Here is a 13,699-nt window from a genome sequence, read left to right on the forward strand (position 1 = left end):
CTGCGCGACTCTTGCAGAACTGCGCACTCTCGGGCAGCATGAGCGCATGACCACGATCACGTTCCTCGGTGCCGGAAGTGTTGTCTTCACCCGCGACCTGCTCGCGGACCTCTTGGCCTTCGGCGACATCCCGGACCTGACGATCCGCCTGCACGACATCGACGCCGACCGGCTGGCCACGGCCGAGGGCATCGCCCGCAGCACCGCCGACCACCAGGGGGCGGCACCCGTGATCACGTCGCACCTCGACCGGCGGCAGGCCCTCGAGGGCGCCGACTTCGTCATCAACTCGATCCAGGTCGGCGGGTACCCCGCGACGGAGGTCGACTTCGAGGTCCCCGCCCGCTTCGGTCTCCGCCAGACCATCGGCGACACCGTGGGCATCGGCGGCATCTTCCGCGCGCTGCGCACCTTCCCCGTCCTGGCCGCGATCGCGCAGGACATGCTCGAGATCTGCCCCGACGCGTGGCTCCTCAACTACACGAACCCGATGGCGATGAACGTCGCCTACCTGCACGCCGTCGCGCCGCAGCTGAAGGTCGTCGGTCTGTGCCACTCGGTCTACTGGACCGTGCGCGGCCTGTGCGACATCGTCGGCGTGTCCTTCGACGAGGTCAGCTACCTGAGCGCCGGGGTCAACCACCAGGCGTGGATCCTCCGCTGGGAGCACGAGGGTGTCGACCTGTACCCGCGTCTGGACGAGCGCATCGCGGCGGACCCCGAGCTCCGCCGCCGGGTGCGCGTCGACATGTACCGCCGCCTCGGGTACTTCCCGACGGAGTCCAGCGAGCACTCCGCCGAGTACCTCCCCTGGTACATGCACTCCGACTCCGAGATCGAGCGGCTGCGGATCCCGGTCGGCGACTACCTCGGGATCTCCCGTGAGAACGTCGCGGAGTACGAGGAGACGCGACGCAAGGTGCAGGCAGGCGAGGACATCGGCGAGCGGGAGCACGACGCTCAGGAGTACGCGCCGCAGATCATCCACAGCATCGTCACCGGGACCCCTCGCACGATCGTCGCGAACGTGCCCAACGCCGGGCTGATCGACGGGCTGCCGGAGACGTTCACCGCTGAGGTCCCCGCCGTGGTGGACGCCGACGGCATCCACCCGCAGGCCGTCGGTGCGCTGCCCCTCCAGCTCTCCGCCCTCAACGCCGCGTACGTCGGCACGGGCATGCTGACGGTCGCCGCGGCCGTCCGCGGGGAGCCGCGCCTCCTGCGACAGGCGGCGATGATCGACGCGAACACGTCGGCGAGCCTCACCGTCGAGCAGATCTGGGACCTGTGCAACGCGATGGTCGAGGCGCACGGCGACCTGCTGCCCCCTGCCCTCCGGGTGCAGATCTCGGCATAGGGTGACGCCGTGGCGACGCTGCTGTGCATCGGCGAGATCCTCGTGGAGATGGTCGCCGAGCAGGTCGACCAGTCGAGACGCGAGCCGGGCCACTGGATCGGGCCATTCCCGTCAGGGGCGCCCGCGATCCTGGCCGATCAGGCGGCCCTGTGCGGGGCTGACGTGTCGATCGTCGGCACGGTCGGCGCCGACGAGTTCGGCGAGGCCTGCCTCGCGCGCCTGCGTGCGAGCGGGGTAGGCCTCGACCACGTGCGCGTCGACGAGGACGGGACGACCGGCGTCGCGTTCGTGCGGTACTCGAGCACCGGGTCCCGGTCGTTCATCTTCCACGTCGCCGAGACGGCGTCGGGCAGGTTCCGTCTGGACGACCTCGACGCCGGTCTCGACGGTGTGGACTGCGTCCACGTCATGGGCAGCAGCGCCTTCAGCGCGGCAGCCGTCGACGCCATCGCCGAGGTCGTCGACGGCGCCGCCGCCCGTGGCATCCGGGTCTCGTTCGACCCGAACCTCCGACGCGAGATGCTCACCCACGAGGAGTACGTCACGGCTCTGCGGCGGTTCCTCGGAGCCGCCCAGATCGTCCTGGCCAGCGAGGGCGAGCTGCAGGCCCTCCTCGGCGAGGAGAGCGACGCCGCGTGCGCGGCCCGGCTGACGGCCGGTGCGGCCGAGGTCGTCGTCCTCAAGCGCGGTGCGAACGGGGCGAGCCTCTTCCTCCCCGGCCACGGCGAGTCGAGCGTGCCGGGCCTCCTGGTCGACACGGTCGACCCGACCGGGGCCGGGGACTGCTTCGGCGGGACGTTCCTCGCCCTCTACCTCGGGGGGACGGACGCGTCCGAGGCGCTGCGCTACGCCAACGTCGCCGGCGCGCTGGCCGTGGGGCAGCGCGGTCCGATGTCGGGGAACCGGTCACTCGCAGAGCTCCGGGCCGCAGCGCCTCGGCTCAGGTCGAGAACCTGAGCCGACACTCCGGGAGTCAAGTCCCCCGCGGGGCGGGTGGGGCGCCACCGGTCGCCGTCGATCTCCGCTGGCCGGTGAGCCCTCCTCGGTGGACAGTGGCAGACACAGCACACCTGCACGGTGTTCGCCGAGGTCAACGCCGACAGCGGCCCCAGGTGCAGACGGTCTCGGGCAGACGCACGGAGAGGACGAGGTCATGACACGCACTGTTGTCGTCGGGGTCGAGGGAACGGACTCGAGCCGCGACGCTCTGGTCTGGGCAGCCGAGGCGGCCTCGGCCCGACGCGACGAGCTGGAGGTCGTCCACGCGACCGGGGTGCCGGACGACCAGTACGACGACGCGGTCAATCAGGACGCCGAGGCCCTTCTGCGGGGCGAGATCGACCGCGCGCTGGCGGTCGCGCCCGATCTCACCGTGCGCGGGACGCTGTCCCGACACACTCCGGGCAGAGCGGTGACCGAGGCGTCGGAGCACGCGGCGCTTGTCGTCGTGGGGTCCCATCCGCTCGGCACGATCGAGGAGGTCTTCGCCGGGTCGCTCAGCTACCAGATCGTCGCCGGGTCGCACTGCCCGGTTCTCGTGGTGCCTCAGGGTCACGGGCACCACGGAGCGGGTGTGGTCGTCGGAGCCGATGGCTCGCCCGACTCGGTCGCGGCCGTCGCCGAGGCAGCGGCCGAGGCCGACCGGCTCGGTCAGGAGCTCACCGTGGTGCACGCCTGGCACGTCCCGATGTCCTACCCGTCGTCGACCGCCCTCCCGGGCTCCTACGACGAGCGGATCGAGCAGGCCGAACGGGTCGTGCTGGCCGAGTCGCTCGCCGGGCTCGGCGACCGCTACCCGGATCTCGTCGTCAACCGGCACCTGGTCCAGGACCAGCCCGCGCGGGCGCTCCTCCACGCGGCGCAGGACGCCCGGCTCCTGGTCGTGGGAAGCCGCGGACTGCACGGGGTCGCCCGCATGCTGCTCGGGTCGGTCAGCCACACCGTCATCCTCCACGCGCCGTGCCCGGTGCTCGTCGTCCGCACCTGACGCACGCCGGCCCTCTCGGGTTGACCTGCGAGGCCGCGAGCGTGGGCGGCTGCCCGTCGCCCGTGGTGCCCAGCGTGAGCTGCCACCGGCGCGGGGGCGACAAACAGCGGACGCCCACCGCGCCCCTCACCGTCAGCCGCGCTGGACGGGGATCTTCACCGCCTCGGACGCCGGCGCCTGCGCCATCGGCACCCGGATCTCCAGGACACCGTCCCGATAGGTGGCCGTCACGTCCTTCTCGGACGAGCCCGCCGGGAGCGGGACGTCCCGGGAGAACGAGCCGTACCGGAACTCCGACCGGTAGGAGTCCTTCCCCTTGTGCTCGGACTTCTCCTCGCGTTCCGCCCGGATGTGCAGGACGCCGTCCACCACCGAGAGCTCGACATCCTTGTCCGGGTCGATGTCAGGCAGCTCGGCCCGCACGACCAGCGCCTCGTCCTCGACGAACTCCTCGACCCGGAGCCACGGCTTGTCCCAGTCGGTGTCGAAGAAGCGCCGGAACGCGTCCGGCAAATCGGTCCTCTCACGCCGCACGATCGACATGGTCAACCTCCCGTCCGATGCGGGGCGACGGTTGTTACCCCGCCAGTGACGACGCTAGCCCCGACTCCCCCGGCTGTCGCCGCGGGCACTGCTCCGTGAGGCTGCACCGCCGCATCTGCTCGGATGCGCGGGACGAATGCAGGCGCCCGCCCCGGCGTCGGCGCGACAGGACCAGCGAAACCCGGTTCACTGGGATCCTGCCGGAAGGAGGCCCCGGTGTCCTCACCGAGCCAAACCGCGCCGCTCCCCGTCGTCCCCGTCTCCGCCGACCGTGCTCGCGCGCTGCATCGGGCCAACCTGCTCGCCGCCCTGGTGCACGCGGCGAGCGCCGCAGCCGTGCTGGCGCTGGCCAACGGGTTCACGCTGCCCGTGACGGGGAGCTACCTGGTGGGGCCGCCCGGCTCAACCGGTGAGACGGTCACCGTGCTCGACCTGCCGGTAGCCGGTGCCGTGGCAGGGTTCCTGCTGCTCTCGGCCCTGTTCCACCTGCTGGTCAGCGCACCGGGCATGTTTGAGCGTTACCTCGATGGCTTGGCCCACCAGCGCAACGTCTTCCGGTGGGTCGAGTACTCGCTGTCGAGCTCGCTGATGATCGTCGTGATCGCCCAGCTGTGCGGGATCACGGACATCGCGGCCCTGCTGGCCATCGCCGGCGTGAACGCGTCGATGATCCTGTTCGGCTGGCTGCAGGAGACCTACCACCAGCCCGGGGACGGCGGGTGGCTGCCGTTCATCTTCGGGTGCATCGCCGGGGTGGTCCCGTGGGCGGCGATCGTCATCTACGTCGCCGCACCCGGGTCGACGTCCGCCGCGCAGCCACCGGGGTTCGTCTACGCCATCATCGTGTCGCTGTTCGTGTTCTTCAACGTCTTCGCGCTGGTGCAGTGGCTGCAGTACCGCCCGGTCCGACGGTTCGCGGACTACCTGGTCGGCGAGCGCGCCTACATCGTGCTGAGCTTCCTGGCCAAGTCCGCCCTGGCCTGGCAGGTCTTCGCCGGCACCCTGGCGGCGTGAGCCCGAGCGCCCCGGTGGACGCGCCGGCCGGGGTCGGATGCTCGCGCCCGGTGGCGACGACCGGGCGCGCGCGTCAGCTCTCCTTGTTCGCCTTGCGGACGAGCGTCTCGACGACCTTCTCGTCGGCCGATGAGGCTGTAGGTGCCGAGCCACTCTCAGATGCCAGCGAACGTGACCTCGGCACCAGGCCCCACGATCACGACGACCCCACCGATCGTGCGCTCAGCTCGCTCAGTTCCCCCAGATCACGACTGGTGCCGTCCCCCAGCACCAGGCGGACCCGGGCGTCCGGCAGGCCCCGCCCGGTGGACGGCCACCACGCCGACCAGTAGCCCTGGCTGACCGTCGCATGAACGACCGGTCCCGAGCTGAGGATCACGTCCACCGCTGCCACGTTCGCGCCCGCCCGCCCGTAGGCCAACGCCGCCGAGTTCCCTGCGTTGTCGCCCTCGTCAGACGCCCCCAAGAGATCGATCTGGTCATCGGCCGGGGCCGCCGGCTGCGACGACCTCTCGACCGTGTTCGCCTCGGTCAGCACCCCGGAGACAGTCGGGGCAGCCAGGCATCCGACCAGCCAGCTGGCGTTCGCGCTCAGGACGAAGGTGAAGGCCCCCCGCTGCTCGGACAGCACCGGGAATCTTCGCGCCAGCACCGCCATCGACGACGGCGCGTTCGGCTGGCGCACCCCCGACCAGCGCTGACTCTCGCCGATCTGCGCGGTGGAGCCCACCAGGGCCCCGTCGCACTGGGCCTGCGCTGCGTCGACCTGCGGTTGTGTCGCCGGCACCGGCGTCGGGACCCAGGATGCGAACGCATCCGGCGCACCGTTCGGCCAAGCCACCAGGACAACGGACGCCGCAGCGGCGACACCGGCCGTCGCGAGCCACCGTCGCCGGTGCACTTTCCGCACGGGGATGCCGATGCGCCTGTCGAGGTCGGCGCGAGCACGCCGAAGCTCCGGCGCGTCGATCCCCACCTCCGGGGCCATCGCCTCGAGGACAGCCCATCCATCGATGCCACTCATCGCACGCTCCTGATCCTCGGCTCACTGTCGTCGTCTTCGTCGCTCTGTACGCTCAACCGCGCCCGTGCCCGGGACAGTCGCTTCGCGAACGCGTCCACCGAGCAGCCCGCGACCTGGGCCCCCGCGGCGGCGTCCAGCCCGTCCCACGCGGTCAGGAACACCGCCTCGCGCTCGGTCGTCGTCAGCGTCCCCAGCGCGCGCAGCACCTCCGCGCGAGCCACCGCCGGGACATCCGCTCCATCTGCGGGGCGAGCCACACGCGCCAATCGGGCCATCTCCAGCTCGACGACCCGCGCCCGATACAACGACCGCCGGCGGTTGCTGATCGTGTTGCGGGCCACGACCAGCAACCACGGCAGCGGGTCACCCGGGACGTCGGCGAGTCGACGCCAGGCAACCAGGAACGTCTCGGAGACGACGTCCTGCACGCTGTCGGGATCGACGTGCCGCGACGCGTACGCCATCACCCGGTGGGCGTACAGGTCCCACAGCCCGGAGAAGCGCGCACCCTCTGCCGTCGTCATCTCTCATCCCTCACACCCCAGTAATGTCCGAGCGACCCCCGTCCTGACCGTTCCCCCTCGACTCTCTCCGCGGCGAGCGCGCGACCCCGACCTCACTTCGAGGCACACTCCGGCCGGACGTGACCACGACCCGTGCCCGACGTCAGGCCGGGCGCGCCCACCCGGGTCGAGGTCGACTCGGAGCCGACGCCCCTGCGACCGGAACTCATCGCCTCCGCGACCGCCCGCTCCATACCCCCGACCGCGACGACGTCCGCGGACTATGCTCCGGCCATGGACGAGGGTTGCTCGTACCTCTCGGAGCTCGTGCGGATCAATGACACGCTGAACTGGTCCGACGCACGCCGAGAGTCCTATCTCGCTGCGGTCGAGATCCTCCGCACGACGCTCGGCGCCCGGCTCGCGCCGACCTACCTGCTCGAGTCGACGGGGACGCGCCTCGAGCTCGTCGCGGACGACGACGACGAGGCGTTCCTGTCGGAGGAGTACGCGACGCTGTCGGCGGCGGGCCACGTGCGCTCGCCCTGGGTCAACCCGCAGGAGTGGCCCGTCTCAGCGGCCGACCACCTCGACGACGAGTCGTGGATCGCTCAGCCCGACAGCTTCAAGGAGTGGTTCGGCGAGTGGGGTGTCGTGGTGCCGCTGCACGCGGACGGACGTCACCTGGGCGCGGTCCTGCTGTGCTTCGACTCGGAGTTCGTGCTCCGGAGCCCGGAGGACGAGTTCCTGGCTGCGGCCGGCCGCATCCTCGGCAGTGCGCTGTACCGCTGGCAGGTGCTGGACCGCGAGCGCGAGCTGGGTGCTCTCGAGGAGCGACGGCGACTCAGTGACGAGCTGCACGACGACCTGTCGCAGCGCGCCGCGGGGATCGGCCTGAACGTGGCGGCGATCCGTCTGGATGCCGAGAAGGGTGTGGAGATCGGCGGAGCGTTGGCGCGTCTGGACGACGCGGTCACGGATCTCCGCCGCAGCCTGAGGCACGAGATGCTCGGTCTGCGGGCCGACGCCCAGCTGGTCGACGGCTCGTTCGCCGCGCAGGTCCGCACCCATCTGGAGCACTTCGAGCAGGAGCTGGGGATCCCGACGGCCTTCGAGTGCCCGGACCCGGACGGTGTGGACGCCGTCCCTCTCCCCCTGGCGGCCCAGCTCCTGCGGGTGCTCCAGGAGTCGTTGTCCAACGCCCACCTGCACGCTGCGGCGTCCCACGTCACGGTTCGGCTGCTGTCCGCCCGGACCAGGATCCGGCTGGAGGTCGAGGACGACGGCAACGGGTTCGACCCGGAGACCGTGCCCGACTCACGCCTCGGACTGAGCATCATGCGGGAGCGGATGGAGCAGGTCGACGGGTCGCTGCTGATCGGCCGCTCCGACGGCGGGGGCACCGTCGTCGTGGCCGATGCGCCCCTGACGGGCGAGTGGCTCGGCGCCTTCCCGGTCGGCAGGGGGGCGTGAGCATGTCCGACACCAGCATGCCCGACACCAGCATGCCCGGCACGGCGCCCACGTCGGTGCTCGTCGTCGACGACCACGCCCTGTTCCGGGAGGGGATGGGGGCCCTCATCGAGCGCTGGGACGAGTTCACGGTGGCGGGTCTCGCCTGCGACGGCGAGGACGCGGTCCGGCTCGCGCGGCGGTTGAGACCCGACCTCGTGCTCCTGGACGTACGGATGCCGGGCATCGGCGGGGTCGAGGCGGCCCGCCGCATCACCGCGGAGGACGCGGGCGTCCGCGTCGTGATGCTGACCATGTCGAACCTCGGCGAGGACGTGTTCCTCGCCCTGCGGTCCGGCGCCCACGGCTACCTGAGCAAGAACGAACCTCCTGAGCGGCTGCGCGACTACCTCGCCGGTGTCATGCGCGGCGAGACGGCTCTGTCGAGCGCCATCGCGGCGAAGGTCCTGGCCGAGTTCGGCATGGCACCGGTCGTCGGAGTGCCGTCTCGGGACGCCGACCATCTCTGCCCCCGCGAGCGCGACGTCCTGCGGCTCCTGGTCGAGGGGTTGTCGAACGACGAGATCGCCGCCGAGCTGGGCCTCAGCGAGGGGACGGTCAAGAAGCACCTCGGCCGAGTCATGACGAAGCTGCACATGAAGAACCGCGTCCAGGTCGCCGTCTACAGCGTCCGCTCGGGCATCGTCGACTGACGCGGACCGCGCACCGGCTCCACGGCCGGGGCGAGTCGGACCGGGCCGGAAAGCCACGCCGAGGTGGCCGTTCGGCCATCCCGATGTAGCCGCACGGTGCTACCGGACCGTTCGCGCACGTCGCAAGACTGGCGGTGACGGAGCGCGCGACGACGACGACGTCCCCGCTCTCGTCGAGGCTCTCGACGGGCGTGCGTCCCGTCACCACGAGACAGGAGTCAGTCATGTCCGACCTCACCGCTTCGCTCGTCCCCGACGCGCTCGATGCCAGCTACGACGTCGTGGTCGTCGGTGGGGGTGGCTCCGGGCTGTCGGCCGCCGTGCAGGCGGCGCGGAACGGCCTGAGCGTCGCGCTGATCGAGAAGATGCCCATTCTCGGCGGATGCTCGGCCTTCGCCGAGGGGCACGCGGCCTTCGGGTCCGACGAGCAGGCCAAGCGCGGCATCAACGTCACGAAGCAGGACGGCTTCGACGCCCTCGTCGACTACTCGCACTGGCGGGCCGACCCGGCCGTCGTCTCGCGGTACGTCGACAACGCCGACAAGACGGTCGAGATGCTCCGCGACATGGGAATCGTGTACGAGGCGGTCAAGGTGGTCGCCGTCGACGCACCGAACGAGATCTACACCTGGCACATCCCCGAGGGGCAGATCGCCCGCGTGATCGAGGTCCTCACCGCGCAAGCCCGCCAGCTCGGTGTCGACATCTTCCTCCAGACCGCCGTCGAGAGCATCGTCATGGCCGAAGGGCGCGTCGCGGGTGTCACTGCGAAGGACGCCGACGGTCAACCGGTCCGGCTCGGGGCCGGCGCGGTGGTCGTGGGGACCGGTGGGTTCGCGGGCAACCCGGAGATGTTCGCCCACTACACGGGATACGCCACGGCACGCACGATGGCGTGCATCGGGAGCCCCGGCAACACCGGCGACGGGCTCACGATGATGTTCGGCGTCGGCGCCCAGGCGTTCCGCTCGATCGGCACGTCGTTGATCATCCCGCTGATGCGAGGCAAGACGATCGTGTCCCACACGACGTGCGCCGGGGTGCAGCCCTACCTGTGGCTCGACTCCGCGGGGCGCCGCTTCACCGACGAGATCGTCGGCCTGAACTCCGGAGATGCCGGTGACGTGCTGGCCGGCCTGCCGGACGGCTACGCGTGGACGATCCTCGACTCGGCGCAGATCGATCACCTCGTCACCGACGGCTGCGAGGTCGGCCTCGGTGAGTTCATCGTCACGGGCACACCGCTGACGAACCTGCCCACCGAGCTGGCCGGCGACGTCGAGGCAGGCGAGCAGGTGTTCCGCGGCGACACGCTCGACGAGCTCGCGCGTGCGATGGGCGTCGACCCGGATGTGCTGACGGTCGAGGTGGCCGAGTACAACACGCTGTGCCACACCGGACGCGACACGAAGTTCTACAAGCCCAAGTTCCTCTTCCCCGTCGAGAAGGCCCCGTTCTACGCACTCAGGATGGAGCCCGCCGTCATCATCACGATGGGTGGCATCAGGATCAACGACAACATGCAGGTCATCGGCGCGGACGAGCAGCCGATCCCCGGCCTGTACTCGGTCGGTTGCGACGCCGGCGGACTGTTCGGCGAGTCGTACACCCTCACCGTTCCCGGCGCCGGCTGCGGCTTCGCGCTGACGTCGGGCTGGCTGGCCGCAGACCACATCGCCGAGACGCTGAAGGCCCCGGCTCCGCTCTGAGCGGGACGGTCCGGGGTCGCGACCAGTGACCGCGGACGTCGCGCGCAAGCTAGGCCGTTCGAGGGAGTTCGGCTGGAGTTGGCCTGTGCGTTGCCTGTGCGCGGTAGCGTCGGCGCAGTCGGCGACCGGCGGGGGCGAGAGTCGCTGACCGCCGGACCTGCTCGCCCCGGGTGTCAGGGGGCATTCCATGAGATTCAGGTCGATCGTTGGCGCGATTGGCGGCGCGGCGATGATGTTGCTCGGGGCTGCGGTCCCGGCGTCGGCGTTCTCGCCGTACGACAGTGTGACCGCGTCGAGCATGCGGAACCTGGTCACCGCGATGGAGTCCTACGCGGCCTTCGACGGTGACGGGCTGTACACGAACATCACCGCGAGCGCGTTGGCGGACTGGGGGTGGCAGCCGGGGTCGTCTACCGCGGTGCAGATCGTCATCGAGGGTGATGGTGAGGCGTGGTGGGCCGTGGGCCAGGACACTCACTCCGGGGCCCGTGAGTACACCTACACGTCTGGCGAGGCGATCGGCGGTGTGAGCCCGGGGTCGGTGGGTGTCTCAACGCCTCAACCACCGGTCGCCGCGAGTGCGGCGGGGGTGGTCATCAGGGATGTGGGCCAGCAGATCGACATCGAGGCACTGGCACAGGCGCTGGTCAGTGGTGGGGTGTTGACCCAGGACGTGTGTGCCGCGTCGGTCTTCATGCCGGGCAGCCACCAGGCGGAATCGACAGCGACTGACGAGACCTTGGCGTGCGACGCGGCGGCCTCGATGACGGGAGCCACGATGCGCACCGTGCTCGCAGCCATGCTGAAGGCCGGTGGTCAGGCCGTGGTGGCGATGATCGCCCTGGAGTTCGTCGGCGATGGTTCCCAGCCGGCGTCCACCCCGACGTGGGTGGGCACCCCGGAAGGCCCAACCACGCCGCGACCTGTGCCGCCAACGGTCCCCGACGAGGTCTGGAAGGTGGTCAGAGCATCGCAACGGATCATGGCCGAGAACCAGGTCGACGCCCAGACCGCAGCGATCGCCACCCGGCAGTGCCTGGAGGCTGTCGCGAATGCGATGAGCGGGGCGGACCCCTACCAGGAGTGCTCCACCAAGCCCGTGTTCCTGTCCGGTCAGGCCGACGTCAAGGAAGCCACCGATCACGACATCGAAGCACTCACCATCAACCCGGCGTGGGTTCAGCAGAACTACCGGGCACGTGCCAACAACCCGTCGACCCCAGGTTGGAAGGACACCGACGCGATCTGCCAGGCCAAGGTGACCGGACAGGCTTGTGACGAGTTCCCGCTCTACAGCACGCTCCAAGGTGGCGGGCTCGCGGTCCCTCGACCGTCGCTGAAGGCAATCGACTCAGTCCAGAACTCGGCACAGGGAACGAAATACAGCATGTTCCTCCAGGCTTGCCACATCACCGAGGGCAAGGCGTTCTTGTGGGTCCCGGTACCGAAGGAAGCACCATCGGTCTCGACGCTGGCGATCTGCAACGGGAACTGAGGAGGATGTCGGAATGACGGCGGTCGAGGTCACGCAGGCGCTGACGGGTTTCGAAGAGCGTCTGCGTGGCCTCGGCGTGCCGGTCGTCGACCGGCTGCGACCCGGGCTCACCCAGCAGCAGGTCGACCAGATCAGCGCCGAGTTCGGGGTCCGCCTCAGCCAGGACGCCGCCGCGCTGTGGATGTGGCACGACGGGGACCGGCTCAACTACGAGGACGACTGGCGCGTGCCCAGCCTGACGCCGTACAAGGCGTTCTGCGGGCTGCGGTCCTCGCTGCAACGCTCCGCCCACCAGCACGAGCTGACGTGGGACGAGGAGGCGTTCGACGACCCGGTCCTGGGCGGCGCGGACTCGATCTACCTCACCTCCATGTTCGACCGGCAGTACGTGATGCTGTTCCACAACGACTCACCGGTGGTCATGGACTGCAGGGACCCCGACGCCCCGAACTCACCGACCGGAAGCTATGGCGTCGTCGGAGGCCTCGGCGCCACCATCTCCCTGACCGAACGCATCGGCTGGTGGCACTGGGCCCTGGACAACGGCTACTGGATCCCCACCGCCGACGGAGCATGGGACGTCGACCACACCCGCGCCCCCGGCCAGCTCATCGGTCTGCACGTGCGCGACAACGCCGAGTGACGCGGCACGAACCCGCGGCGCCCGCTCGGCCCGACCGCCCCGTCGCTGGTACCCCGCTGTACGCCCCGCGGCGGGGTCACCGTCGCCCTGACCTAGCACCCGCAGGTTCCGGCCACCAGCTACCGAGCCGCAGTCATCCTCGCCGCCTTCCTCACCCGGACACGCAGATGAGAGACATGGCCTAGCTCAGCAGCCTGCTGAGGCCGGCGATGAGCGGTCCGGGCTCGAGCGTCGGATCGAGCGATCGCTGAAGGAGGTACCCGTCGATCGCGGCCGTCATCGTCACCGCGGTCGCCTCCGGGTCGGTCACCGCCCGGTCGGTCAGCCATGCGGCCAGCAGCTGCCGGAGCTCGGCGAGCGGGGCCGCGATCTCGGCGCGCAGCGCGTCATCGCGGCTGGCCGCGACGAGCGACTCGTAGAGCAGGAGGAGCCGGGAGTCGCGGGGTTCGGCAGGGGACAGCGCGTCGAGCAGTGCGGCGATCGCGACGCTGGGCTCGGCATGCCCCAGCGCCTCCTCGATCGGCCCCTGGAAGAACTCGCGGACCCCGCGGATCGCCGCCACCCGCCGGAGCTCGTCGATGCCGGCGAAGTGGTAGTGGACGAGTCCCGGGTTCAGCCCCGCCCGTTCGGCGACCCGACGGGTGCTGACACTCCCCCAGCCGATCTCGCCAATCAGCTCGCCGGCTGCGGCGATGAGCTTGTCGCGGGGCGCCGGGCGCTCGGGCCCGCCGGTCACAAGCGGGCGCCCGTGATCGCGACGACCACCAACACGCCTGCCGAGGCCAGCGAGATCGCCTCGAGCACGAGCAGCTGAACCGGGATCGGGTCGGGAACGACAGGGAAGACCTCCCCGAGGTCGGCGGCGAAGACGGCGACGTAGAGCAGACCCAGCACGATCGCCGCGACGAACGTCCACCGCGCCCCTGCCATCGCGAACCCGGCTGCCGCAAGGCTCACGAGCCCCAGGGAGGTCAGGAAGACGTTGAATCCGTTGTACTGCCACCGCGGGAGCGGGGCGAAGTCGCGCGTGTCGATCAGCTTGCCGGGAACCATCGGGATCAGGAGCAGCGTCTCCCAGACCAGCAGGGCAGCGGTCAGGGTGGTCAGGACAGGCAGGGTCATCGTGCGTCTCTTCTCGCGTCGGCGGTTCCGTACGAACCCCTTGGACGATAGCCCTGGGCGATCGCCCAAACAAGTCGGAGGACACGCTGACCTCGCTGGACGCCCCGGCACTGCGCGGTCAGCGTGGTGAGCGGCGC

At 70.5% G+C, this 13,699-nt stretch carries 14 protein-coding genes; 9 read left to right on the forward strand and 5 right to left on the reverse strand.

Going from position 1 to position 13,699, the window contains the following annotated elements; translation table 11 throughout:
• The first annotated feature begins 46 nt into the window (after positions 1-46).
• From LJB74_RS05820 to LJB74_RS05830, 3 genes are all read left to right on the forward strand, one after another.
• The gene (locus LJB74_RS05820; protein ID WP_259307644.1) at positions 47-1,357 is read left to right on the forward strand and encodes an alpha-glucosidase/alpha-galactosidase; all 1,311 of its coding nucleotides are present in this window, start codon (positions 47-49) and stop codon (positions 1,355-1,357) included.
• 9 nt (positions 1,358-1,366) lie between these two features.
• A complete protein-coding gene (locus LJB74_RS05825; RefSeq protein ID WP_259307645.1) occupies positions 1,367-2,314 on the forward strand; it encodes a sugar kinase in 948 nt (315 codons plus the stop codon).
• A gap of 196 nt (positions 2,315-2,510) precedes the next feature.
• Entirely contained in the window at positions 2,511-3,344 is an 834-nt protein-coding gene (locus LJB74_RS05830; protein ID WP_259307646.1) for a universal stress protein, read from the forward strand.
• Between the two features lie 132 nt (positions 3,345-3,476).
• Here the strand turns inward: LJB74_RS05830 and LJB74_RS05835 are convergent, their stop codons facing one another.
• Positions 3,477-3,887 carry an Hsp20/alpha crystallin family protein gene (locus LJB74_RS05835; RefSeq protein WP_259307647.1) on the reverse strand — a complete coding sequence of 137 codons (411 nt, stop codon included), beginning with the start codon at positions 3,885-3,887 and terminating at the stop codon, positions 3,477-3,479.
• Between the two features lie 216 nt (positions 3,888-4,103).
• Between LJB74_RS05835 and heR the strand changes: the two genes are divergently transcribed.
• A complete protein-coding gene (gene heR / locus LJB74_RS05840; RefSeq protein ID WP_259307648.1) occupies positions 4,104-4,901 on the forward strand; it encodes a heliorhodopsin HeR in 798 nt (265 codons plus the stop codon).
• Positions 4,902-5,097: 196 nt separating this feature from the next.
• On the opposite strand, the gene LJB74_RS05845 is transcribed toward heR, so the two are convergent.
• A complete protein-coding gene (locus LJB74_RS05845; protein WP_259307649.1) occupies positions 5,098-5,925 on the reverse strand; it encodes a hypothetical protein in 828 nt (275 codons plus the stop codon).
• Positions 5,922-6,449: an RNA polymerase sigma factor gene (locus tag LJB74_RS05850; protein ID WP_259307650.1), complete on the reverse strand. Its 528-nt coding sequence runs from the start codon at positions 6,447-6,449 to the stop codon at positions 5,922-5,924. The genes LJB74_RS05845 and LJB74_RS05850 overlap by 4 nt, the downstream gene beginning before the upstream one ends.
• A gap of 273 nt (positions 6,450-6,722) precedes the next feature.
• Here LJB74_RS05850 and LJB74_RS05855 point away from each other — a divergent pair, with 273 nt between their 5' ends.
• From LJB74_RS05855 to LJB74_RS05875, 5 genes are all read left to right on the forward strand, one after another.
• A complete protein-coding gene (locus LJB74_RS05855) occupies positions 6,723-7,901 on the forward strand; it encodes a sensor histidine kinase (RefSeq protein WP_259307651.1) in 1,179 nt (392 codons plus the stop codon).
• Positions 7,902-7,918: 17 nt separating this feature from the next.
• Positions 7,919-8,593: a response regulator transcription factor gene (locus LJB74_RS05860; protein ID WP_259307652.1), complete on the forward strand. Its 675-nt coding sequence runs from the start codon at positions 7,919-7,921 to the stop codon at positions 8,591-8,593.
• A 224-nt stretch (positions 8,594-8,817) separates the two neighbouring features.
• Positions 8,818-10,302, forward strand: a complete 1,485-nt coding sequence (locus LJB74_RS05865; protein WP_259307653.1) for an FAD-dependent oxidoreductase — start codon at positions 8,818-8,820, stop codon at positions 10,300-10,302.
• Positions 10,303-10,489: 187 nt separating this feature from the next.
• Entirely contained in the window at positions 10,490-11,797 is a 1,308-nt protein-coding gene (locus LJB74_RS05870) for a NucA/NucB deoxyribonuclease domain-containing protein (protein WP_259307654.1), read from the forward strand.
• Positions 11,798-11,810: 13 nt separating this feature from the next.
• Positions 11,811-12,440 (forward strand): hypothetical protein, encoded by a 630-nt coding sequence (locus LJB74_RS05875; RefSeq protein WP_259307655.1) that lies wholly within the window; start codon positions 11,811-11,813, stop codon positions 12,438-12,440.
• 181 nt (positions 12,441-12,621) lie between these two features.
• Here the strand turns inward: LJB74_RS05875 and LJB74_RS05880 are convergent, their stop codons facing one another.
• Both LJB74_RS05880 and LJB74_RS05885 read right to left on the reverse strand, forming a co-directional pair.
• Positions 12,622-13,176: a TetR/AcrR family transcriptional regulator gene (locus tag LJB74_RS05880; RefSeq protein ID WP_259307656.1), complete on the reverse strand. Its 555-nt coding sequence runs from the start codon at positions 13,174-13,176 to the stop codon at positions 12,622-12,624.
• Positions 13,173-13,562 (reverse strand): hypothetical protein, encoded by a 390-nt coding sequence (locus LJB74_RS05885; protein ID WP_259307657.1) that lies wholly within the window; start codon positions 13,560-13,562, stop codon positions 13,173-13,175. Before LJB74_RS05885 ends, LJB74_RS05880 begins: the two co-directional genes overlap by 4 nt.
• Between the last annotated feature and the right edge of the window lie 137 nt (positions 13,563-13,699).

Source organism: Cellulomonas sp. P24 (genome assembly GCF_024704385.1).
Lineage (GTDB): Bacteria > Actinomycetota > Actinomycetes > Actinomycetales > Cellulomonadaceae > JAJDFX01.